The organism is Streptomyces sp. NBC_00582 (genome assembly GCF_036345155.1).
In the GTDB taxonomy this organism is placed as follows: domain Bacteria; phylum Actinomycetota; class Actinomycetes; order Streptomycetales; family Streptomycetaceae; genus Streptomyces.
Genome location: NZ_CP107772.1, coordinates 6,855,437 through 6,876,908, shown reverse-complemented (window position 1 = coordinate 6,876,908; position 21,472 = coordinate 6,855,437). Strand labels below are relative to the sequence as shown.

The window sequence follows — 21,472 nt, the reverse complement described above, 5'->3', positions numbered from 1 at the left end:
CGGCCCTGAACGGGCCTTGTCCTCAAACGCCGGACGGGCTGATATTGCCGACCCTGCGCCGAGAAGGCACCGCTCCTGGCCTCGGACGCCCGACGGGCTGATATGTGCCGGCCCGTGAGGAGAAGGCGCCGCCCTACTCCTCCCGCCCCCCGAGCCGTGTCTGCGGGTTCCGGCACCACTCCAGTACCGACGGCCATGGGCCGTACCCCGCGTTCAGGTCCAGGTGGGCCGCCCCGGGGAGGATCGTGGTGGGGAGGTGCAGGGGGGTGCCGTAGGTCTGTTGGGCGCCCTCGGGGAGGTAGGGGTCGTTGTCGCCGGCCACCAGGTGCGTGGGGGTGGGGAGGGGGAGGTCGGTCAGGGGTGGGGGTGTGAAAGCCGCGATCTCCGGGTGGGTTTCGATGACCGAGGGCGCGGGTGGGGCCACCAGGAGGACGCGGTCCGGGGCCGTCACTCCGGGGAGCTTGCGGGCGGCGGCGTGCAGCCAGAGGACCGCGGAGAGGCTGTGGGCCACCACGACCCGCTCGGAGGTGGTGGTGCCGAAGCCGGCCAGGAGGCGCTCCAGTTCGGTCAGCCAGGTCTCCAGGGACGGGGTGTCCGGGTCGGGGAGCTGGGGGTAGGTGACGGGATGGCCGAGGGCGGTGAGGCGGTCGGCGAGCCAGTGCTGCCAGTGGGCCTCGGGGCGGTGGTTCTGCCAGCCGTGGAGGATCAGCACGGAGGGGGAGAGGGTGGTGGGCATGGAGGGGATCATTCCCTTCCGGTATCGGGCAGGTCCAGTTAATCTTTTGCGGTGGAACCGTTAAGTGCCGCCTTCACCATCGATCTGCGCCGCCTCACCGTCCTGCGGGAACTCCAGCGCCGCGGCAGCCTCGCCCGCACCGCCGAGGCCCTGCACCTCACCCCCTCGGCGGTCTCCCAGCAGCTCGCGACCCTCGCCCGTGACCTCGGCGTCCCCCTCACCGAACGCGACGGCCGAGGCGTACGGCTCACCGGGCAGGCGCGTGTCCTCCTCGCCCACGCCGACGTCATCGCCGCCCAGTTGGAGCGGGCCCGCGCCGATCTCGCGGCGTACACCGACGGCGGGCGGGGCACGGTGACCGTCGGCTGCTTCTCCAGCGGCATCCTGGGGCTGCTGCCCGCCGCGCTGCGGGGGCTGCGCGAGCGGCTGCCACGGTTGCGGGTGGATGTGGTCGAGGCCGAGCCGCCGGACCTCTTCACGGCGCTCGACGCCGGGCAGCTCGATGTCGCCGTGGCCGTCGACTTCGCCGCCGCTCCCCCGCACACCGACCCCCGCTACAGCCGCGAGGACCTCCTCACCGATGTCCTCGACGTCGCCCTGCCGCCCGGCCATCCCCTCGCGGACCGCGCCGCGGTACCCCTGCGGGAGTTGGCCAAGGACGTGTGGGTGGTGGGGGACGCGGCCAGTTGCTGCGGTGCGGTGACCCGTTCCGTGTGCGCGGCGGCCGGTTTCACTCCCGACATCCGGCACGCCGTCGGCGACTGGGCCGCGCTGGCCGCCCTGGTCGAGGCGGGGGTGGGGGTGGCGCTCGTGCCGCGGCTGGTGCGGTCCCTCTACGCCCCCCGCTCGCTGGCGCTCCGCCCGGCCGAGGGCGCGCCCCCGTCCCGGAACGTCTTCCTCGCCGTACGGGCCGGGGCGGAGGGGGATCCCGTGCTGGGGGCCGTACGCGAGGAGCTTCGGGCGGCGGCAGCGGCCGTGCTCCGCTGACAAGGGGGGACGATCACTGCGCGGCCGGGGTGCGGTACCGGGCCACCCGGCGCTCCAGCGCTTCCCGCCGCTCGGGCCATTCCTCCGCCGTGATCGCGAAGATCGCGGAGTCGCGCAGGCGGCCCTCCTCGCCGGGGGCCCAGGAGCGGGACCAGTTGCGCAGAACGCCCTCGAAGCGGGCGCCCACGCTCTCGATGGCCGCGCGGGAACGGCTGTTGCGGGCGTCCGTCTTCAGGTCGACCCGGGACACGCCCCACTCCTCGAAGGCATGGCGGAACAGCAGCAACTTGGCCTCCGCGTTGACGCCGGTGCCCTGGGCGGAGGCCGCGAGCCAGGTGAACCCGATCTCCACGGCGTCCAGCCGGTCCTCCGAACGCCAGCAGCGGGGCTCCCAGTACGAGGTGGTGCCGACCACCCGCCCGGTGGCGAGCGACACCTGCGCGTAGGGCACCAGTCGCCCCGTCGCGGCGCGGGCGAGCTGGGCGTCGACGTACGCGTCGACCTCGTCGGCCCTCGGCACCCAGGTGAACGCGTACGATTCCCGGTTCTCCTCCGCCGCCACCCCCAACTCCCCCGCGTGCCGCTGCTCCAGCGGCTCCAGCCGCACCAGCGAGCCTTCCAGGACCGGGCCCTTCGCGGTGAAACTCACCCGACGATCTCCCCCTTCAACCGCGCGAACGCCTCGTGGAAACCGGGGAAGGTCTTGCGGACGCAGCCCGGGTCGTCGAACGAGATTCCGGGGGTGCGCAGACCGGCCACCGCGAAGGACATGACGATGCGGTGGTCGCCGTACGTCTTGATCTCGGCGCCCCGGGGCGTCCCCGGCCGGATCTCGATCCAGTCCTCGCCGGTCGCCACGTCCACGCCGAGGCGGCGCAGGTTCTCCGCGCAGGCGTCGAGGCGGTCGCACTCCTTGACGCGGGTGTTCGCCACGTCCTCGATGCGGACGGGCCCGGAGGCGAAGGGGGCGATCGCGGCGAGGGTCGGCATGGTGTCGGAGATGTCCCGCATGTTGACGGTGACGCCGTGGAGTTCGCCGGCGCCCTTCACCGTCGTGCGGTCCGCGCCGACCTCCACCAGCGCGCCCATCCGCCGCAGCACCTCCACGAAGCCCAGGTCGCCCTGGAGCGCGCCCTCGCCGAGGCCGGCCACGGTGACCTCGCCGCCGGTGAGCGCGGCGGCGGCGAAGAAGTAGCTGGAGGTGGAGGCGTCGGGTTCGATCGCGTACGTGGTGGCGCGGTAGCCGCCCGGCGGGACGACGTAGGTGTCGCCCTCGCGGCCGACCTCCACGCCGAACGACCGCATCATCGCGAGGGTGATCTCCACGTACGGCACGGAGACCAGGTCGGTGACGGTGATGCGCAGGCCGGTGCGGGTGAGCGGGCCGAGCAGGAGGAGGGCGGTCAGGTACTGGGAGGACTGGCCGGCGTCCAGCACCACCTCGCCGCCCTCGACGCCGCGCGCGGTGACGGTGAGCGGGTGGTGGCCCTCCGCCTCCTCGTGCCGCAGGTCCACGCCGAGGTCGCGCAGGGCGCGGGTGAGCGGGAGCAGGGGGCGGCGGCGCATCTGGGGCGAGGCGTCGAAGCGGTAGGTGCCGTGGCCGGCGGCGGCGAGGGTGGGCAGGAAGCGGGCGGTCGTCGCGCCGTCCCGGCAGTAGACGTCGGCCTCGGCGACGGCGGGGCCCTGGGGGCGGCCGTCGACCTGCCAGCTGTCCGGGGTGCGGCCGACGCGGTAGCCGAGCCGGGCCAGCCCTTCGGCGAAGCCCTCCGTGTCGTCCGACCGCAGGGGCCGCTGGAGGGTGGTGACACCGTCGGCGGCGGCCGCGAGGAACAGGGCACGGGCGGTGATGGACTTGGAACCGGGAATGTCGACGAGGGCCATGCCCTCATGATCCCGTGCGCGACCCCCGCGACGGGGGCAAGTCCACGAGATGGACCGAAGAGGGGGTGGGTTTCCGTGGTCTGTGTACGGTCCCTGCCCGCGCCGGTGCCAGTGAGGTGAGGGCGACGCCGCCCACCAGGAGGGCCGCCGCGCACCAGCGCAGGCCGCTCACCGGCTCGCCGAGGAACAGGGCGGCGGACGACATGCCGAACACGGGGACCAGGAGGGAGAAGGGGGCGACGGTGGAGGCGGGGTGGCGGCGCAGCAGCCGGCCCCAGGCGCCGAAGCCGAAGACCGTGGTGACCCAGGCGACGTAGACGACGGTGCCGGCGCCCTGCCAGTCGAGGGCGCGCAGGGCGTCGTAGTCCCGGCTCGGGCCCTCCGTGAGGAGGGAGAGGGCCAGCAGGGGCAGGACCGGGACCGTGCTCACCCAGACCATGAAGTTCAGGGAGTCCGGCGGGGCGGCCTTGCGGGTGATGACGTTGGAGACGCCCCAGCAGGCCGCGGCCGCGACGCACAGGGCGAAGGCGCCGAGCGGTCCCGAGGAGCCCTCGTCCAGGGCCGCCACCCCGATCCCCGCGAGGGCGATCAGCATGCCCAGGATCCGGAGCGGGGTGGGCCGTTCGCCGAGGACGGCGAAGGCGAGGGCCGCCGTGAACACCGCCTGGATCTGCAGCACCAGGGAGGACAGGCCGGCCGGCATGCCCGTGTCCATCGAGAGGAAGAGCAGCCCGAACTTCGCCACGCCCAGCACCAGACCCACCGCCACGATCCACTTCCACGCCACCTTGGGACGGCCCACGAGGAAGACCGCGGGCAGGGCCGCCACCAGGAACCGCAGGGCGGAGAAGAGCAGGGGCGGGAAGTGGCCGAGGCCGATCTCGATGACGGTGAAGTTGACGCCCCAGACGGCGGCGACGAGGACGGCGAGGGCGAGGTGGGCGGGGCGCATGCGTCGAGGATCACCCGCCTCGACCGTGAAGCACCAGCGATGTTTCCTGCATGGTGGGATGAAGGAACGCTACCGATTGGATTCTGCGGTGCTCGATCTCCAGCGTCTGCGCGCCCTGCACGCCGTGTCCGTCCACGGCACCGTCGGCGCGGCCGCCGCCGCGCTCGGCTACACGCCCTCCGCCGTGTCCCAGCAGATCGCCAAGCTGGAGCGGGAGACCCGGACGGTCCTTCTGGAACGGGAGGGACGCGGTATCCGCCTCACCGACCAGGCGCTTCAACTCGCGGCCACTGCAAAGGAGTTGCTGGCGATCATGGAGCGCGCCGAGACCGAGCTGGAGGAGCGGCGCGGGGTGCCCGCCGGGCGGCTGGACATCGCCGCGTTCCCGTCGGCGGCGCGCGGCCTGCTGCCGTCCGTCCTCGCCGAGCTCGCCCGCGCCCACCCCGCCCTGGACGCCCGGCTCTGCGAGGTGGACCCGCATCTGTCGGTGGACCTGGTCGCGAAGGGGGCGGTGGACCTCGCGGTCGCGCACGACTGGGACATCGCCCCGCTGCCCGCCCCGGCGGGTGTCGAGCAGGCGGTGATCGGGGACGACCTGTGCGATCTGCTGGTCCCCGAGGGCCATCCCTTCGCGGGGCGTACGGCGGTACGGCGGGAGGAGCTGGGCGGCGAGCGGTGGATCTGCCAGCCGCCCGGCCGGGTCTGCCACGACTGGCTGGTGCGCACCCTGCGCACGGCCGGCCATGAGCCGGACGTCGTCCACACGGCCGAGGAGAACCCGACCCTCGTCGCCCTGGTCGCCGCAGGCCTCGGTGTCGCGCTCATCCCCCGGCTGGGCCGGGGCCCTCTGCCGGAGGGGGTCGTCGAGGTCCCGCTCGACCCGATGCCCGTGCGCCGGCTGTACGCGCTGTGGCGCACGGGGGCGGCCCGGCGGCCGGCGATCGCGGAGACGGTACGGGTACTGCGGGAGCGGTGGCCGGTCCCGGCCCGGGAAGAACAGTAGCCATGGACACAAAATAGTAGCCATGAACATAGTAGCCATGTACCGTATCGGGCATGCCTACGACATCCGTGCTCGACTCGTTCCTCCACCACGAGGAGACCGGCGCCGGAACCGACGGGACCGCCTTCGTGTTCCTGCACGGCAACCCCTCCTCCTCGCACACCTGGCGCCATGTCCTCCCCGGCATCGGCGCGGGCCGGCTCCTCGCGCCCGACCTCATCGGCATGGGCCGCTCCGGCAAGCCCGACCTCGCCCACCGCTTCGACGACCACGCCCGTTATCTGGACGCCTGGTTCGACGCGCTCGGCCTGGACCGGGTGGTGCTGGTGGGGCACGACTGGGGCGGCGCCCTCGGGTTCGACTGGGCCGCGCGGCACCCGGAGCGGGTGCGCGGCCTCGCCTTCTTCGAGACCTTCGTCAAGCCGCCGGCCCGCGACGAGCTGACGCCGCAGGCCCTGGCACGCGCCGAGACGATCCGCTCGGAGGCGGGCGAGGCGATGCTCGACGAGAACCTCTTCGTACGACAGGCCTACTCCGGCGGTGTCCTCACCCCGGCCTCCGCCGCCGATCTGGAGACCTACCTCGCGCCGTACCCCACCCGGGAGAGCCGCCGCCCGCTGCTCGCCTGGGCCCGGCAGATGCCGGTCGACGGCGAACCGGCCGAACTCGTCGCGCGGATCGAGGCGTACGACGCCTGGCTCGCGAAGAGCGACGACGTACCGAAGCTGCTGCTCACCTTCGAGGGCTCACCCACGCTGCTCGTCGGGCCGGAGACCGCCGACTGGTGCGCCCGGAACATCGCCGCCCTGGAGACGGTGGCGTGCGGCCCCGCCGGACATCACGCGACGGAGGACCGGCCGGCCGAGATCGCCGCGGCGGTGTCCGCGTGGGCGGACCGGCACGGCCTGCGGGACCTGTGACCGGGGGCCCGTCCCGCCGACGAGTCCGGGCGGCCGGCGGCCCTGCCGTCATCGGCGCGCCCCCTCCACCAATGCGCCGATGACGGCGCCGCCGCGGGTAGCGTGCGCGCATGCCCTCCCGACGTACCGTCCTCGCCGCCGGCGCGGGTGTCACCGCGGCGTTCGCCGTCGGCGGCACGGCCCGGGCCGACGCCGACCGCCCGGCCGCCGTGCTGTCCCGGATGACGCCGGAGGAGAAGGTCGGCCAGCTGTTCGTGGCCCGGGTGTACGGCCACTCGGCGACCGAACCCGACCAGGCCGACATCGACGCCAACCTCGGGGAACTCGGCGTCCGCACGGCAGCCGAGCTGGTCGCGAAGTACCGCGTGGGCGGGATCATCTACTTCTCCTGGGCGCACAACACGCGTGACCCGCGGCAGATCGCCGAGCTCTCCGACGGCATCCAGCGCGCCGCGCTCGGGCAGCCGCGCGGTGTGCCCGTGCTGATCGCCACGGACCAGGAGCACGGCATCGTCTGCCGGATCGGCCGGCCGGCCACCCTCTTCCCCGGCGCCATGGCCCTCGGCGCGGGGGGCTCCACGGCCGACGCCCGCACCCTCGGCCGGATCGCGGGCCGTGAGCTGCGCGCCCTGGGCGTACGGCAGAACTACTCCCCCGTGGCCGACGTGAACGTGAACCCGGCCAACCCGGTCATCGGCGTGCGTTCGTTCGGCGCGGACCCGGAGGCGGTGGCCGCGCTGGTCGCCGAGGAGGTCAGGGGGTATCAGGACGCGGGGGTCGCGGCCACGGCCAAGCACTTCCCGGGGCACGGGGACACCGCCGTCGACAGTCACACCGGCTTCCCGGTCATCACCCACACCCGTGAGGTCTGGGAACGTCTGGACGCGGTTCCCTTCCGGGCGGCGATCGCGGCCGGCGTCGACGCGATCATGACCGGGCACCTCCTGGTCCCGGCCCTCGACGCCTCCGGTGACCCGGCCACCCTCTCCCGCCCCATCCTCACCGGCATCCTGCGCGAACGCCTCGGCCACGACGGGGTCGTGGTCACCGACGCCCTCGGCATGGCGGGCGTCCGCACCAAGTACGGCGACGACCGTGTCCCCGTGCTCGCGCTCAAGGCGGGCGTGGACCAGCTCCTCGACCCGCCCGACCTCGCCGTCGCCTGGAACGCGGTCCTGAAGGCCGTACAGGAAGGGGAACTCACCGAGGAACGGCTCGACGAGTCCGTGCTGCGGATCCTGCGGCTGAAGGAGCGACTCGGGCTGCTCGCCGAGCCGTACGCCGACCCCGCCGCCGTCGGCCGGGTGGTCGGCCGCGCGGAGCATCTCGCGGAGGCCGAGCGGATCACCGCGCGGACGACGACCCTGCTCGTCAACGAGGGTCCGCTGCTCCCCCTCTCGCCCGCCGCGCACCCCCGGCTCCTGGTCGTGGGCGCCGACCCGGCCTCCCCGTCCGGCACCACCGGTCCGCCCACCGCCGTCCTGGCCGCCGCCCTCACCGCCCTCGGCTTCACGGCGACGGCCCTGTCGACCGGCACGGATCCGTCCGCCGAGACGATCGAACGGGCCGTCACGGCGGCGGGCGAGGCTGACGCGGTCGTCGTGGCCACCTGCAACGTCACCGCCGCGAGCCCCCAGCGCACCCTCGTCGAACGGCTGACGGCCACCGGCCGCCCGGTGGTGGCGGTGGCCGTGCGCAACCCGTACGACGTCGCCCATCTCCCGTCCGTACCAGCCTTCCTGGCGGCCTACTCCTGGACCGACGTCGAACTGCGCGCCGCCGCCCGGGTGATCGCGGGCGCGGCCAGGCCGCAGGGACGGCTCCCGGTGCCGGTGCAACGGGCGGACGACCCGACCCAGGTCCTCCATCCCCTGGGTCACGGCCTCACGTACTAGGGGGTGTTGCCTGCCGGGGCACCAGGCACGGTCAGGGACGCAGCGTCGGCTCCCGTTCCACGTCCCGGACGTCCAGCTTCGAGTCGAACGTCGCCAGGGGCTTCGCCTCGGAGACGGCGGAGGACGACACGCCCGCCCAGGACAGGATGCGGGCCGTGGCGAGGGTCTTCTCGTCGGACGTCAGACCCGCCACGTTCGCACCGTGGTTGAGGCCGGGCGCCGTGAAGACGTACGCGTCCTTCGTGCCCTTGCCGAGGCGGAAGCGTTCCGCGCCCCAGGGGTCGTTCTGGCCGTAGACGAAGAGCATCCGGTGGGCGTGGTCCTTCACCCAGGTGTCGACGTCACGCATGGCCCGGGGCTGGAAGCGCATGGGGATGTCGCGCGGGACGAAGTTGCGCGGGGGCTGGTAGCCGTAGCGGATGTACTTCTTCTCGATGTGCGGGAAGTGGATGGTGGGCGCGCCGAGTTGGGTGCCCGCCTGGTAGTAGTACGGGGTGTAGGGCTCCAGTCCCTGGTCCGTGTAGAACGAGAAGCCGGAGATCGTGTCGATCGACGTCCAGATCTCGTCGTCGGTGGCGGTGGCCGCGTTCGACGGGATCGTGTCGCAGTCCGACAGCAGGCTGTACTGCCAGAAGCCCCAGACGTAGTCGAGGACGACGGCCTCGTAGGCGCGGTCCAGGCTGCCGATGGTGGTGAAGGTGTAGCCGTTCTCCACCGCGTAGGCCTCGTACTTCTTCTCCAGCGGCTCACGGCGCACCAGCGCCTCGCGCTGCACCGCGTTCAGACGGTCGCGGCACTCCTTGGTGCCGACGGTCGCGAAGAAGCGGTCGTAGGCGGAGTCCTCGTCGTTGACGACGTCGTTGGGGGCGACGTAGGCCACCACGCCGTCCATGTCGCGCGGGTAGAAGCGCTCGTAGTAGGTCGCGGTCATGCCGCCCTTGGAGCCGCCCGTGGAGATCCAGTTCTTGGAGTAGATCTTCTTCAGCGCCGTGAAGATGCGGTGCTGGTCGCTCGCCGCCTGCCAGATGTCCAGCGTGGACCAGTCGGCCGGGTCGGGGCGGGACGGGGTGAAGAAGCGGTACTCCATGGAGACCTGGTTGCCGTCGACGATCTGGGTCGGCTCACGGCGGCTGGGCGTGGTGGAGACGTTGTAGCCGCCGGTGTAGAACACCGTGGGGCGGCTGACGTCCTTGTGGAGCACGGTGATCCGCTGCTGGAAGGTGCCGGCGGACGGGTGCCGGTGGTCGACCGGCTGGGCGTAGTTCAGGACGAAGTAGCGGTAGCCCGGGTACGGCTTCTCCTGGATCAGGCTCATGCCCGGGATGGAGAGAAGCTGGTCCTTGATGTCCGCCGGCCCCGGTTCGGCGGCGGTGGCCGCCCCCGCCGTACTCAGCGTGCCTATGAGCACGGTGAGCGCCAGCAGCCATCTGAGCGCCTTGCGCATGCGCGTGCACCCTTCCCTGTGAGACAGATGTGAACCGGAAGGTATCCGGGTCAACACCCGTCACACCAGGGGGCGTTGGCGGCTCGGACGCGGGCGGGCGGGGTCAGCAGAGGATCCAGCCGGTGCTGACCGAGCCGCGGCCGACCGCGCCCTTCACGCGTACGCAGCGGTGTCCGGCGTGGGTCTGGACCGGGCCGATGCTCCGGGTGCGTGTTCCCGCCGCGGGCACCGGGACGAAACCGCGCGCCTGCACGCTGACCGACATGCGCTGGTTCCTCCCGGGGTTCCTCTGGAAGGTGATGGCGCAGACGGTGCCGTTCTTCTTGTAGACGTTCACATAGCCGGTGGAGAAGGTCAGGGTGCGCACCTTGCGCCCCTGACAGCGGGAGGGCGCCGCCCCGGCCTCGCCCGGCGCCGCGAGCGCGAGCACCCCGGAGGCGGTCAGCAGGGCGATGCCGACCGCCAGCCGCCGCCTCAGCGCACCCGGTCCACCCGGTCCACCCCGCGCTTCTTTGCCCACGGTCCCCGACCCCTCCCACGTTCGCCGTACGCGATGCCGTCCCCACGAGTGCCGACCATGAAGGTCGTACACACGCACGCCGTACACGCGATTGCCGTACTGATGTACGGACGCCCGAGACGGGCCGGTGGTTGCACGGCGGTCAGCGGGACGCGCCGACGGGCTCCTCCGGTTCGGCCGCGCCGACGAAGGTCCGCCACAGGCGGGCGTAGCGTCCGTCGAGGGCGAGGAGCTCGTCGTGGGTGCCGTCCTCCACGACCCGCCCGTGGTCCATGACGACCACCCGGTCCGCGCGGGCCGCCGTGGTGAGGCGGTGGGCGACGACGAGTGTCGTACGACGGCCCGCCAGCCGGTCGGTGGCCTGGTTGACCTGGGCCTCCGTCGCGAGGTCCAGGGCCGCGGTCGCCTCGTCGAGGAGCAGGACGTCGGGGTCCACGAGTTCCGCGCGGGCGAGGGCGATGAGCTGGCGCTGGCCGGCGGAGAGGTTGCGGCCGCGTTCGGCGACCTCGTGGAGGTAGCCGCCGTCGAGGGTCGCGATCATCTCGTGGGCGCCGACCGCCCGCGCGGCCGCCTCCACCTCGGCGTCCGTGGCGTCGGGGCGGCCGTAGGCGATCGCGTCACGGACCGTGCCGGGGAAGAGGTACGCCTCCTGCGGGACGACCCCCAGACGGTGGCGGTACGCCGTGATGTCGAGGGTGCGCAGATCCGTGCCGTCGACCGTCACCCGGCCCGACGTCGGGTCGTAGAACCGGGCCACCAGCTTGACCAGGGTCGACTTCCCCGCGCCCGTCTCGCCGACGAAGGCGACCGTCTGCCCGGCGGGGACGCGCAGGTCGATGCCGGCGAGGGCCTCCTCCTCCGCGCCGTAGGCGAAGTGGACGCCCTCGAACGCGATCTCGCCCCGCAGGGACGGGACCTCCAGCGGCGCGTCGGCCGACTTCGTGGAGGTCGGCTCCCGCAGCAGTTCCTGGATGCGGCCCAGGGACACCGTCGCCTGCTGATAGCCGTCGAAGACCTGCGACAGCTGCTGCACGGGGGCGAAGAACAGGTCGATGTAGAGCAGGTACGCGACCAGCGCGCCGGTCGTCAGCGTCGCCGCGTCGATCCGGCCGGCGCCCGCGATCAGCACGGCCGCGGCGGCCACCGACGACAGCAGCTGGACGAAGGGGAAGTAGACCGAGATCAGCCACTGCCCCCGGATCCGGGCCCGGCGGTAGCTGTCGCTGCGCTCGGCGAACCGCGCCCCGCCGTCGCCCTCGCGCCGGAAGGCCTGCACGATCCGCAGCCCGGACACCGACTCCTGGAGGTCGGCGTTGACCACCGACACCCGCTCGCGCGCCAGCTCGTACGCCTTCACGCTCGCCCTGCGGAAGAAGTACGTGGCGATGATCAGCGGCGGCAGCGTCGCGAAGACGACGAGGGCCAGCTGGACGTCGATCACCAGCAGGGCGACCATGATCCCGAAGAAGGTGACGACGGAGACGAAGGCCGTGACCAGACCCGTCTGCAGGAAGGTGGAGAGGGCGTCGACGTCCGTGGTCATACGCGTCATGATCCGGCCGGTCAGCTCGCGCTCGTAGTAGTCGAGGCCGAGGCGCTGGAGCTGGGCGAAGATCTTCAGACGGAGGCTGTAGAGGACGCGTTCGCCGGTGCGGCCGGTCATCCGGGTCTCGCCCGTCTGGGCCGCCCACTGCACGGCCACGGCGAGCAGGGCGAGCAGCGACGCCGTCCAGACCGCGCCGAGCGCGAGCCGGGTCACGCCGTCGTCGATGCCGTGCCGGATCATGATCGGCAGCAGCAGGCTCATCCCGGCGTCCACGGCGACCAGACCGAGGCTGATCAGCAGCGGGGCGCCGAAGCCGCGCAGCAGCCGGCGCAGGCCGTACGAGTCCTCGGGGGTGACCGCGCGGGCCTCGTCCACGTCCGGGGTGTCGGTGGCGGGCGGCAGCGCCTCCACCTGGGCGAGCAGCTCGGGCGTGGCCGGCATGCCCGCCAGCGCGGTGTCCTTCGGCTCCCGGTCGCCGGTCCACAGCCGGGGCGTGACCCCGCGCTCGGCGTCGAACTCCGCGTCCAGCTCGTCGCGTACCGAGGTGTCCTCGGCGGCCTCGACCCGCTGGGTGTGGCCGGGCGAGACGCCGCCCAGCTCGTCCGGGTCGGTGAGCAGACGCCGGTACAGGGCGGAGCGTTCCTGGAGCTCCTCGTGGGTGCCGAGGTCGGCGAGCCGGCCGGCGTCGAGGACGGCGATGCGGTCGGCGAGGTTGAGGGTGGAGCGGCGGTGGGCGATCAGGAGGGTCGTGCGGCCCTCCATGACCTGCTTGAGGGCCTCGTGGATCTCGTGCTCGACGGCCGCGTCCACCGCCGAGGTCGCGTCGTCGAGGACCAGCAGCCGGGGGTCGGTGAGGATCGCGCGGGCGAGGGCGACACGCTGGCGCTGGCCGCCGGACAGGGTCAGTCCGTGCTCGCCGACCCTGGTGTCGTAGCCCTCGGGCAGCTCGGCGATGAAACGGTCGGCCTGGGCGGCGCGGGCGGCCGCACGGATCTCGTCGTCGGTGGCGTCGGGACGGCCGTACGCGATGTTGGCGCGGACCGTTTCGGAGAACAGGAAGGAGTCCTCGGGGACCAGGCCGATCGCGGCCCGCAGCGAGTCGAGGGTGAGCTCGCGGACGTCGTGGCCGCCGATCAGGACCGCGCCGCGCGTCACGTCGTAGAAGCGCGGCAGGAGCAGGGAGACCGTGGACTTGCCGGAGCCGGAGGAGCCGACGACCGCGAGGGTCTCCCCGGGGCGGATCTCCAGGCTGAGCCCGTCGAGGACGGGGTGGCCGGGGTCGTAGCCGAAGGAGACGTCGTCGAACTCGACGGTCGCGGGCGCGTCCGCGGGCAGCTCCTTGGTGCCGTCGGTCATCGACGGCTCGGTGTCGATCAGCTCCAGGACGCGTTCGGTGCCGGCGCGGGCCTGCTGGCCGACGGTGAGGACCATCGCCAGCATGCGGACCGGGCCGACGAGCTGGGCGAGGTAGGTGGAGAACGCGACGAACGTGCCGAGCGTGATGTGCCCGCGTACGGCGAGCCAGCCGCCGAGGGCCAGCATCGCGACCTGGCCGAGGGCGGGGACGGCCTGCAGGGCGGGGGTGTAGCGGGAGTTCAGCCGGATGGTGCGCAGGCGTCCCGCGAAGAGCCGGCGGCCGACCTCCCTGAGCTTGCCGGTCTCCTGCTCCTCCTGCCCGAAGCCCTTCACCACGCGGACGCCGCTGACGGCGCCGTCGACCACACCCGCGACGGCCGCCGCCTGGGCCTGGGCGTACCAGGTGGCGGGGTGGAGCCGGCTGCGGCTGCGCCGGGCGATCCACCACAGGGCGGGGGCGACGGCGAGGGCGACGAGGGTGAGGGGCAGGGACAGCCAGGCCATCACCACGAGGGAGATCACGAAGAGGGCGAAGTTCCCGATCGTCATCGGGAGCATGAACAGAAGTCCCTGCACCAGCTGGAGGTCGCTGGTGGCGCGGCCGACGACCTGGCCGGTCGACAGCTCGTCCTGGCGGCGGCCGTCGAGGCGGGTGATCGTCGCGAACATCTCCGTGCGCAGGTCGTGCTGGACGTCGAGGGCGAGGCGCCCGCCGTAGTAGCGGCGGACGTAGGTGAGGGCGTAGACGAGCAGGGCGGCGACCACCAGCAGGCCCGCCCAGGGGGCCATGTCACGGGTGTGGGCACCGATGACGTCGTCGATGATCACCTTGGTGACCAGGGGGACGAGGGCCATCACGGCCATGCCGGCGAGGGAGGAGCCGAGGGCCAGGACGACGTCCTTCGGATACCGCCAGGCGTATCCGGCCAGCCGCCGTGCCCAACCCTGTTCTCCGCTCACGCCGGTGCCTTCCGCTTCGCTGATCTACCGGAAGGCACCAACGCCTGCGGCGCGAGATTTCATCCCGCCTTAACAATCGGGGGGTGCGGTCGGGTGGCGGGTGCGGCGCCGTGCGGGCTGGTCGCGCCCGCGCGGCGGAGCCGCGTGTCGATACGGCCCCGCGCCCCTCACGTGCGCTGCCCTGGCGGTGTCACACCCGTACCCGGAGGTAGTAGAAGCGGGTCGTCTGGGTCGCGTTCTGGTTGTCGTCGCTCACCAGGAGGACCTTGTACGTGCCCTTCGCCCGGCCCGTGACCACCATGCCCTCGACGTTGTCCAGGAGGGGGTTCGGCTGGGGCTGCTTGGCGGTCGCTCCCAGTGACGGGCAGGTCACGAGGTCGGTGAGGAGGGTCTTCTTGATCAGGCGGACGTCCGGCTGGCCGGTGAGGGTGTCGACGCCGCCGGTGTCCGTGGCGTGGCGGGGGTCGGCCAGGTAGAGGCGGACCGTGTTGCCGACGCCGGAGGTGAAGCCGCGCTCCAGGACGAGGAGGCGGCCGTCGGTGAGCGCCTGGACCTCGGGGACGCCGAGGAACGGGGCGTCGGTGCGGTAGGCGTACTGGGCCGCCGGCTCGAAGTGGTCGCCCTTGGTGCGCCGCCAGGTCTGGAAGCGGACGATGCCGGCGGTGTCGCCGGCGATCGCGTACTCCATCGAGGCGAGGAGGGTGCGGCCGCCGGGGAGGAGGGTGAGTCCCTCGAAGGTCTGGTTGGTGGTGGCGCGGCCGGCGGGGGCGACGCGGAGGGAGGCGGGGACCGGGAGGCGGTCGAGGATCGTCCCGTCGGTGCTGTAGCGGCGGATGGACGGCTCGGTCTCGGAGGTGATGAGCCGGGTGCCGTCCCGGTCGATGACGAGCCCTTCGCTGTCGAGCGCGGCGCCGTTCTCGTCGGCGAGCGGGACGACCTTCTTCGGGGCGAGGGTGCGGGCGTCGAGGTCGAAGAGGGAGGAGCGGTCGGAGAGGGCCGCGAGGGAGCCGTCGCCGTCCAGGGCGAGGGCGGAGAAGTTGCCGACGAAGGTGCCCTGGTACGTCGTCTTGTCGAGGGCGTCGGAGAAGCGGTCCAGGGAGACCGTGGGCGAACAGGCGTGGGCAGCCCGGGCGTTGGCGTGCGCCGGCCCGGCGGCGGTGAGGGTGGCGGCCGCCGCCAGGCCGGCGGTGAAGGTGGCGAGTACGGTTCGCAGGCGCATGGGCGTCACCGTAGGGCGGGTGGATGACGTACGGGGGGCGGCCCGTTGAAGAGCGGGACTCGTCGAGGGCCGGGACTCGGTCGAGGGCAGGTCTAGGACGCGGCGAGGTCCTTGTGGATGACCTTGGCGACGCCCTGGATGGTCGTGATGCCGTAGTTCATCGTGCTGTTGTCCTGGGTGAGGACGGTGATCATGTAGTCGTGGCCGCCGCCCTTGAAGGTGCCGACGCTGTGGACGCGCCAGCCGTGCGTGGCGCGCGAGAGCCAGCCGTTCTTGACGTGCCAGGTGACGTTCGAGGGCCGGCCGTAGGGGGTGCCCCAGCGCTGCGAGGAGATGACCTTGCCCATCAGGGTGCTGATGTAGGTGCGCGAGGCGGTGGTGAGGACCGAGTTGGAGGCGGTGATCAGCTTGAGGAGCTTCTGCTCGTCGGTCACGGTGATCTGGGTCAGGCCCCAGTAGCCGTTCGCGCCCGGCTTGGTCTGGGTCATCCCGGCGGCGGCCAGGAAGCCCTTGACCTTCGTCAGGCCGAGCTGCCTCCACAGGGTGGAGGTGGAGGTGTTGTCCGACTGGGTGATCATCTTGGTGGCCAGCGACTTCTCGGTGCTGGTCAGGGCGCGGTTCGTCTTCTGCGCGTCCCACAACAGGGTGGCCAGGACGGTCACCTTGACGACGCTGGCGGAGTCGTAGGCGGTGGAGGCGCGCAGGGTGCAGGTCGTCTTGGTGCTGCGGTCGTAGAGCCCGACCGCGACGGTGCCCTTGCGGTTGGCGAGGGCGGCCGTGATGTCCCTCTTCAGCTTGGCGGCGAGGGCCGCGTTGCTGGACGTACAGCTGACGGTGGGTGTGACGGCGGAAGCCGGTGCGGCGGTGGCCACACCGGTGACGAGGATCCCGGTGCCGAGCGCTGTGGCGGCCAGTCCTCTCCTGATGATCGGGGTGCGGTGAGTCATGCCCAGTTGACTCACCAGTTCGGGCGAATGGTTGTACGAGCCGCGGGGATTGGGCAAAGCCTGGGCAAGCCGTTACCGGCTCCTGTGCGTCTTCACAGGCTGCGGCCAGGTTCGGCACAGCGGCTGCCCACACCTGACGTACAGCATGCGAAGGGTGACATCTGCCACCGATCCACTTCCCACGCACGAGACCGTGTCCCCCGACCGGCCGCCGCCGACGCCCGCCGAGACGGCCGCCGCGGCGCCACCACCGGACAGGGCGCCGCGCTGGTCGCTGCCCGCGCTGCTCGCGATCCTGGTCCTGGCGGCGGTGCTCTACGGCTGGAACCTGTCGGGCAACAGCCTCAACAGCTTCTACAGCGCCGCGGTCTACAGCGGTACGAAGAGCTGGGAGGCGTGGTTCTTCGGCTCGTTGGACGCCGGGAACTTCATCACCGTCGACAAGCCGCCGTTCGCGCTCATGATCATGGGCCTGTCCTGCCGGATCCTCGGTTTCGGCACCTGGCAGATGATGGCGCCGGAGATCGCGGCGGCGCTGGGCACGATCTGGATCCTGCACTCCTCCGTGAAACGGGTGTTCGGGCATGTCGCGGCCACCGTCGCCGCCCTCGTGCTCGCGCTGACGCCCATCACGGTCGCCATCAACCGCGACAACAACCCCGACACCATCCTGGTACTGCTGATGGTGGCCGGCGCGGCCCTCGGGCTGCGCGCCACCCGCGACGAGAGGCTGCTGCCGCTCATCGGCTCGGCGGTGTGCTTCGGACTCGCCTTCAACACCAAGATGCTCCAGGGCTACATCGCCCTGCCCGCCGTCTTCGCCGTGTACGTGTACGCCTCGAGGCTCGGCTGGAAGAGGAAGGCCGTCCATCTGGCCCTCGCCGCCGTGGCGCTCGCCGTCTCCAGCTTCTGGTGGGCGACCGCCGTGTCCCTCGTCCCCGCCGACGACCGGCCCTACATCGGCGGTTCGACCGACGGCAGCGCCTGGGACCTGATCATGGGCTACAACGGCCTGGGCCGCGTCCTCGGCGGCGAGGGCAACGGCGGCGGCGGCGGGGGCGGGGGCGGCACCTTCGCCGGGACCGCGGGCATCGGGCGGATGTTCAACGACGTCCTCGGCGGCCAGATCTCCTGGCTGATCCCCTTCGCGGGCATCGCGCTGGTCGCCGGTCTCGTGCTGCGCGGGCGCACCCCGCGCACCGACCTGACGCGGGCCGCGCTGGTCCTGTGGGGCGGCTGGACCGTGCTGCACTACGTCACCTTCGCCCTCGCCGAGGGCACCATGCACCCCTACTACACCACCGCGCTCGCCCCGGGCATCGCGGCGCTCAGCGGGGGCGGCGGGGTCATGCTGTGGCGCGCCTTCCGCGGCGGTGACGCCCGCTGGTCGTGGGTGCTGCCCGCCGGGCTGGCCGTGACCGGTGTCTGGGCGATCGTGCTGCTGCGCCGGGCCACCGGCTGGAACACCTGGCTGTGGCCGGTGATCGGCGTGCTCATGGTCCTGGCGATCGCGGGCCTGTTCGTGCTGCGGTCCGCGAGCTCGGGCACCCGGCTGCGGCTGCTCGGCGCCTCCGTCGCCGCCGCGATCGTGGCGGCCCTCGCCGGCCCGACGGCGTACGCGGCCTCGCCGGCCTTCGGCGGCTCCAGCGGCATGATGGGCGGCACCAACCCGACCGCGGGGCCCTCCACCGGGAGCGGCATGGGCGGTCCCGGCGGCGGTGGCGGCCGGGGCGGCTTCGGCGGCGGCGGTCCCGGGGGACAGATGCCGGGCGGTACCCAGCAGGGCGGCGGCCAGGCGAGCGGCGAGTTCCCCGGCGGCGGCAACGCGGGCGAGCTTCCCCAGGGCGGCGGCGCTCCCAGCGGCACGCCGAGCGGGGGTCAGGGCGGCCAGGGCTCTCAGCAGGGCGGTACGAACGGGGAGTTCCCCGGCGGCGGCCAGGGCGGCGGCGAGAACGGCTCGGCCCAGGGCGGCGCGCCCGGCGGCACGAGCGGTGGCCCCGGTGGCGGCATGGGCGGTGGCGGGATGGGCGGTGGCGGCATGGGGGGCGCCGACAGCGCGCTCGTCTCGTACCTGGAGAAGCACCAGGACGGCGCCACGTGGCTGATCGCGGTGTCCAACTCGCAGAGCGCGGGCCAGATGATCCTGAGCACCGGCAAGCCCGTCATCTCGATGTTCGGCTTCACCGGCTCGGACAACGCGATGACCCTGGCCAGGCTCAAGGACCTGGTGAAGAAGGGCGAGCTGCACTACATCCAGCTCGGCGGCGGCATGGGGATGGGCGGCAACAACAGCCAGAACCAGGAGCTGACGAGCTGGGTGCAGCAGCACGGGACGGCGGTGAAGGAGAGCGAGTACGGCTCCGACTCGTCGTCTAGTTCCTCCAGTTCCTCCGGTTCCTCCGTCTACCGGCTGGACCCGTCCGACGTGAGCTGACCGACACGGCACAGCGGAAGCGGCCCCTGACATTCCGTCAGGGGCCGTTTCCGTGGTCCCCATACAGGGTCAACTCGCGTAGACAAGAGGCGTTTTGCCGTTTCCAGTCACTCAATGGACACGCACAGTCCATTTACACGGCCGCATGTGCATGTCACGCTCCCGATTGCCGCCTCCCATCAACCCGCGTAGATCGGACACCCCACATGCTGGCGACACGCATCCGCCGAGGGAAGTCGGTGGCGCTTGCCACCGCTGCCGTCCTGGTCGGCCTCACCGCGCCCGCGCTCACCGCGACCCCCGCCGCGGCGACGACGACGGCGTACGACTCGACGTACTACAAGAACGCGGTCGGCAAGACGGGTACGAGCCTGAAGTCGTCCCTCCACACCATCATCAGCTCCAACGTCTCGAAGATCTCGTACTCCGCGGTCTGGGACGCGCTGAAGGTCACCGACCAGGACCCGAACAACACCAGCAACGTGCTCCTGCTGTACAGCGGTGTCTCACGCAGCAAGTCCCTCAACGGCGGCGATGTCGGCGACTGGAACCGGGAGCACACCTGGGCCAAGTCCCACGGCGACTTCGGCGAGTCGATCGGCCCCGGCACCGACCTGCACCATCTGCGCGCCTGCGACGTCCAGGTCAACAGCATCCGCGGCAACCTGGACTTCGACAACGGCGGCAGCGCGGTCACCAACGGCGGCGGCAGCACCGTCGACTCCGACTCCTTCGCCCCGCGCGCGGCGGACCGCGGCGACGTGGCCCGCATGATCCTCTACATGGCGGTCCGCTACGACGGCGGCGACGGCTTCGCCGACCTGGAGCCCAACGAGAAGGTCAACAACGGCTCCAACCCCTACATGGGCAAGCTCTCCGTGCTCAAGGCGTGGAACGAGGCGGACCCGCCGAGCGCCTTCGAGGAGCGCCGCAACCAGGTCATCTACGACACCTACCAGCACAACCGCAACCCGTTCATCGACCACCCCGAGTGGGTCGAGGCGATCTGGTAGGCCACCGCGTCCCACAGCCCCACCACAGGGCCCTCCCGGAGTGTTCCCGGGAGGGCCCTGTGTCATGGGCGACTTGGTGGATCATGGTCATGATGATCGCCAGGGCCGGCGTGGGAGCGGGGAGGACGAACCAGTGGGCAACTGCCTGGAGATGAGCACCGGTGACATGCGGGGTGTGATCCGGCTGCTCACCGCGGTGGAGCGGACGCAGGAGCAGGAGCGCATGCTCACCCTCGTGCGTGAGCGGTGCGAGAAGACCGACGCGCGGCTGCGGGAGCAGGGCATCGCCCTGGAGGTGTCGGTGAGCCGCGCCCTGGAGGAGCTCGTCGCGGGCGGTGCGCCCAGCGCGGAGCTGTGTCCCGCGTACACGTACGCCTTCCATGAGGCCGTCGCCCCGCACTTCTCCGACCCCACGGACCTCGGGATGTGGCGGCGGCCGTCCTGGTTCTTCGCGCTGGACAGCGAGCTCGCCCGGCACGGCGTCCCCCGGGAGGTCCTGCCCGCGACCTTCCTGTTCAGCGGCCCGCCGCTGCGGCTGCCGCACCCGGGGGACGCGGTGCCGCAGATCGGGGTGCTGCCGGCGCAGCGTGCGGCGCTGCTGGCGGAGGCGTACGAGAGGGTGCTGAACCATCTGGACCGTGAGTTCACGGAGACGGCGGGGAGGTTCGCCGAGCTGATGCGGTTCGAGGCGGAGGAGTGGGAGACGGCGCGGCGGCTGGGGCGCAGGGACGACACGATCTTCTTCTGGTTCTGCTGATACCGCGGCCGTGCACTTCTCAGCCGACGTCCCGGAGGAGTTCGTAGCGGGCTCTCCGGGCGACGGGTGTGAAGCCGAGGCCCCGGAAGAGGGTGGCGGACGCGGGGTTGTTCAGGTTGACGTCGAGGAAGACCTCGGGCTCACCGGCGTCCCTCATCCGGGTCAGGGCGGTGACCGCGAGGGCGCGGCCGAGGCCGCGGTGGCGCCAGGACGGAACCGCGCCCACCTGGATCAGGAAGTCCCGGGCGCAGGTGACGAAGCCGAGCGCGGAGCCGTCGGCGGAGCGGGCCAGGAGGGAGTACGGAGGGCGGAAGTCGTCGTCTCCCGCCGTCCAGTCGGTCCAGTGGTCCCGGGACCAGCCGGGGAAGCCGGGGCGGTCGGCGAACGACGAGGCGTAGGCCTCGAAGAAGTCCGCCCGGTTCGTGTCGTTCCACTCCTCGACCTCGACCCCGGCCGGAAACGCCGCCTCGGGGAAGGGGGCGCGCAGGTCGCGGCGCATGACGTCCTCCGCGAACGTCCGGCGCAGGCCCCGTGAGGTGAACAGGACGTCGGCTGCGGGTGTCAGGGACTCCGTCTCCACCCGGAGGCCGCCGGCTCGGCGCCGGGCCGTCTCCAGGAGGCGGTCGAGGAGCGCGGTGCCGAGCCCCCGGCCGCGACGGTGCGGATCGACCTGGCCGGTCACCACCGTCGATCCGCCCGTTTCCCGCACGGAGCCCGAGGCGATCAACAGGCCGTCGTGGAAGACGCCGACGGCGGTCACGCCCTCGCCCGCGTACCGCCTCCCGAGGAATCCGGGTGAGGTGGTGGCCGAGAGCGCGCCGTCCACAGCCGCGCAGCGGACGGCGAGGTCCACGACGGCCGGTACGTCAGCGACCGAGAGTTCAGCCCATTCCATGCCCCCC

The 21,472-nt window shown here is 72.3% G+C and carries 17 protein-coding genes; 7 read left to right on the top strand and 10 right to left on the bottom strand.

Annotated elements, in window-relative coordinates:
• Positions 1-133: 133 nt before the first annotated feature.
• The gene (locus OG852_RS31060) at positions 134-736 is read right to left on the bottom strand and encodes an RBBP9/YdeN family alpha/beta hydrolase (protein WP_330349660.1); all 603 of its coding nucleotides are present in this window, start codon (positions 734-736) and stop codon (positions 134-136) included.
• Between the two features lie 51 nt (positions 737-787).
• On the opposite strand from OG852_RS31060, the gene OG852_RS31055 reads away from it, so the two are divergent.
• The gene (locus OG852_RS31055; RefSeq protein WP_330349659.1) at positions 788-1,723 is read left to right on the top strand and encodes a LysR family transcriptional regulator; all 936 of its coding nucleotides are present in this window, start codon (positions 788-790) and stop codon (positions 1,721-1,723) included.
• Positions 1,724-1,736: 13 nt separating this feature from the next.
• On the opposite strand, the gene OG852_RS31050 is transcribed toward OG852_RS31055, so the two are convergent.
• The 3 genes from OG852_RS31050 to OG852_RS31040 are packed head-to-tail and all read right to left on the bottom strand — an operon-like array spanning position 1,737 to position 4,556.
• A complete protein-coding gene (locus OG852_RS31050) occupies positions 1,737-2,372 on the bottom strand; it encodes a GNAT family N-acetyltransferase (RefSeq protein ID WP_330349658.1) in 636 nt (211 codons plus the stop codon).
• Complete coding sequence (aroA, locus tag OG852_RS31045; RefSeq protein ID WP_133911350.1) at positions 2,369-3,604, bottom strand: 3-phosphoshikimate 1-carboxyvinyltransferase; 1,236 nt, start codon at positions 3,602-3,604, stop codon at positions 2,369-2,371. Before aroA ends, OG852_RS31050 begins: the two co-directional genes overlap by 4 nt.
• A gap of 4 nt (positions 3,605-3,608) precedes the next feature.
• Positions 3,609-4,556 (bottom strand): EamA family transporter, encoded by a 948-nt coding sequence (locus OG852_RS31040; RefSeq protein ID WP_330349657.1) that lies wholly within the window; start codon positions 4,554-4,556, stop codon positions 3,609-3,611.
• 88 nt (positions 4,557-4,644) lie between these two features.
• Between OG852_RS31040 and OG852_RS31035 the strand changes: the two genes are divergently transcribed.
• The 3 genes from OG852_RS31035 to OG852_RS31025 all read left to right on the top strand — a co-directional run bounded on the left by OG852_RS31035 (position 4,645) and on the right by OG852_RS31025 (position 8,374).
• Positions 4,645-5,559 (top strand): LysR family transcriptional regulator, encoded by a 915-nt coding sequence (locus OG852_RS31035; protein WP_330351529.1) that lies wholly within the window; start codon positions 4,645-4,647, stop codon positions 5,557-5,559.
• Between the two features lie 53 nt (positions 5,560-5,612).
• A complete protein-coding gene (locus OG852_RS31030) occupies positions 5,613-6,479 on the top strand; it encodes a haloalkane dehalogenase (protein ID WP_133911348.1) in 867 nt (288 codons plus the stop codon).
• Positions 6,480-6,589: 110 nt separating this feature from the next.
• Positions 6,590-8,374: a glycoside hydrolase family 3 protein gene (locus tag OG852_RS31025; RefSeq protein ID WP_330349656.1), complete on the top strand. Its 1,785-nt coding sequence runs from the start codon at positions 6,590-6,592 to the stop codon at positions 8,372-8,374.
• 31 nt (positions 8,375-8,405) lie between these two features.
• On the opposite strand, the gene OG852_RS31020 is transcribed toward OG852_RS31025, so the two are convergent.
• The 5 genes from OG852_RS31020 to OG852_RS31000 form a co-directional block, all read right to left on the bottom strand.
• Positions 8,406-9,818 carry a S28 family serine protease gene (locus OG852_RS31020; protein ID WP_330349655.1) on the bottom strand — a complete coding sequence of 471 codons (1,413 nt, stop codon included), beginning with the start codon at positions 9,816-9,818 and terminating at the stop codon, positions 8,406-8,408.
• Positions 9,819-9,921: 103 nt separating this feature from the next.
• Entirely contained in the window at positions 9,922-10,338 is a 417-nt protein-coding gene (locus OG852_RS31015) for a hypothetical protein (protein WP_330349654.1), read from the bottom strand.
• 142 nt (positions 10,339-10,480) lie between these two features.
• Complete coding sequence (locus tag OG852_RS31010; protein WP_133911345.1) at positions 10,481-14,200, bottom strand: ABC transporter ATP-binding protein; 3,720 nt, start codon at positions 14,198-14,200, stop codon at positions 10,481-10,483.
• A gap of 190 nt (positions 14,201-14,390) precedes the next feature.
• Positions 14,391-15,419: an esterase-like activity of phytase family protein gene (locus tag OG852_RS31005; protein WP_330349653.1), complete on the bottom strand. Its 1,029-nt coding sequence runs from the start codon at positions 15,417-15,419 to the stop codon at positions 14,391-14,393.
• Between the two features lie 92 nt (positions 15,420-15,511).
• Positions 15,512-16,366 (bottom strand): serine hydrolase, encoded by an 855-nt coding sequence (locus tag OG852_RS31000; protein WP_133911343.1) that lies wholly within the window; start codon positions 16,364-16,366, stop codon positions 15,512-15,514.
• Positions 16,367-16,520: 154 nt separating this feature from the next.
• Between OG852_RS31000 and OG852_RS30995 the strand changes: the two genes are divergently transcribed.
• From OG852_RS30995 to OG852_RS30985, 3 genes are all read left to right on the top strand, one after another.
• The gene (locus OG852_RS30995) at positions 16,521-18,800 is read left to right on the top strand and encodes a glycosyltransferase family 39 protein (protein ID WP_330349652.1); all 2,280 of its coding nucleotides are present in this window, start codon (positions 16,521-16,523) and stop codon (positions 18,798-18,800) included.
• 206 nt (positions 18,801-19,006) lie between these two features.
• Positions 19,007-19,813, top strand: coding sequence for an endonuclease I family protein (locus OG852_RS30990; protein ID WP_330349651.1), 807 nt, complete (start codon positions 19,007-19,009; stop codon positions 19,811-19,813).
• Between the two features lie 64 nt (positions 19,814-19,877).
• The gene (locus OG852_RS30985) at positions 19,878-20,570 is read left to right on the top strand and encodes a DUF7691 family protein (protein ID WP_443064582.1); all 693 of its coding nucleotides are present in this window, start codon (positions 19,878-19,880) and stop codon (positions 20,568-20,570) included.
• A gap of 19 nt (positions 20,571-20,589) precedes the next feature.
• On the opposite strand, the gene OG852_RS30980 is transcribed toward OG852_RS30985, so the two are convergent.
• The gene (locus OG852_RS30980; protein ID WP_330349649.1) at positions 20,590-21,465 is read right to left on the bottom strand and encodes a GNAT family N-acetyltransferase; all 876 of its coding nucleotides are present in this window, start codon (positions 21,463-21,465) and stop codon (positions 20,590-20,592) included.
• Between the last annotated feature and the right edge of the window lie 7 nt (positions 21,466-21,472).

Bases quoted from the DNA above. Each gene is read 5' to 3' on its own strand.
- OG852_RS31060 (WP_330349660.1), bottom strand. From the start codon at position 736: ATGCCCACCACCCTCTCCCCCTCCGTGCTGATCCTCCACGGCTGGCAG.
- aroA (WP_133911350.1), bottom strand. From the start codon at position 3,604: ATGGCCCTCGTCGACATTCCCGGTTCCAAGTCCATCACCGCCCGTGCC.
- OG852_RS31040 (WP_330349657.1), bottom strand. From the start codon at position 4,556: ATGCGCCCCGCCCACCTCGCCCTCGCCGTCCTCGTCGCCGCCGTCTGG.
- OG852_RS31030 (WP_133911348.1), top strand. From the start codon at position 5,613: ATGCCTACGACATCCGTGCTCGACTCGTTCCTCCACCACGAGGAGACC.
- OG852_RS31025 (WP_330349656.1), top strand. From the start codon at position 6,590: ATGCCCTCCCGACGTACCGTCCTCGCCGCCGGCGCGGGTGTCACCGCG.
- OG852_RS31020 (WP_330349655.1), bottom strand. From the start codon at position 9,818: ATGCGCAAGGCGCTCAGATGGCTGCTGGCGCTCACCGTGCTCATAGGC.
- OG852_RS31005 (WP_330349653.1), bottom strand. From the start codon at position 15,419: ATGCGCCTGCGAACCGTACTCGCCACCTTCACCGCCGGCCTGGCGGCG.
- OG852_RS31000 (WP_133911343.1), bottom strand. From the start codon at position 16,366: ATGACTCACCGCACCCCGATCATCAGGAGAGGACTGGCCGCCACAGCG.
- OG852_RS30990 (WP_330349651.1), top strand. From the start codon at position 19,007: ATGCTGGCGACACGCATCCGCCGAGGGAAGTCGGTGGCGCTTGCCACC.
- OG852_RS30985 (WP_443064582.1), top strand. From the start codon at position 19,878: ATGGGCGACTTGGTGGATCATGGTCATGATGATCGCCAGGGCCGGCGT.
- OG852_RS30980 (WP_330349649.1), bottom strand. From the start codon at position 21,465: ATGGAATGGGCTGAACTCTCGGTCGCTGACGTACCGGCCGTCGTGGAC.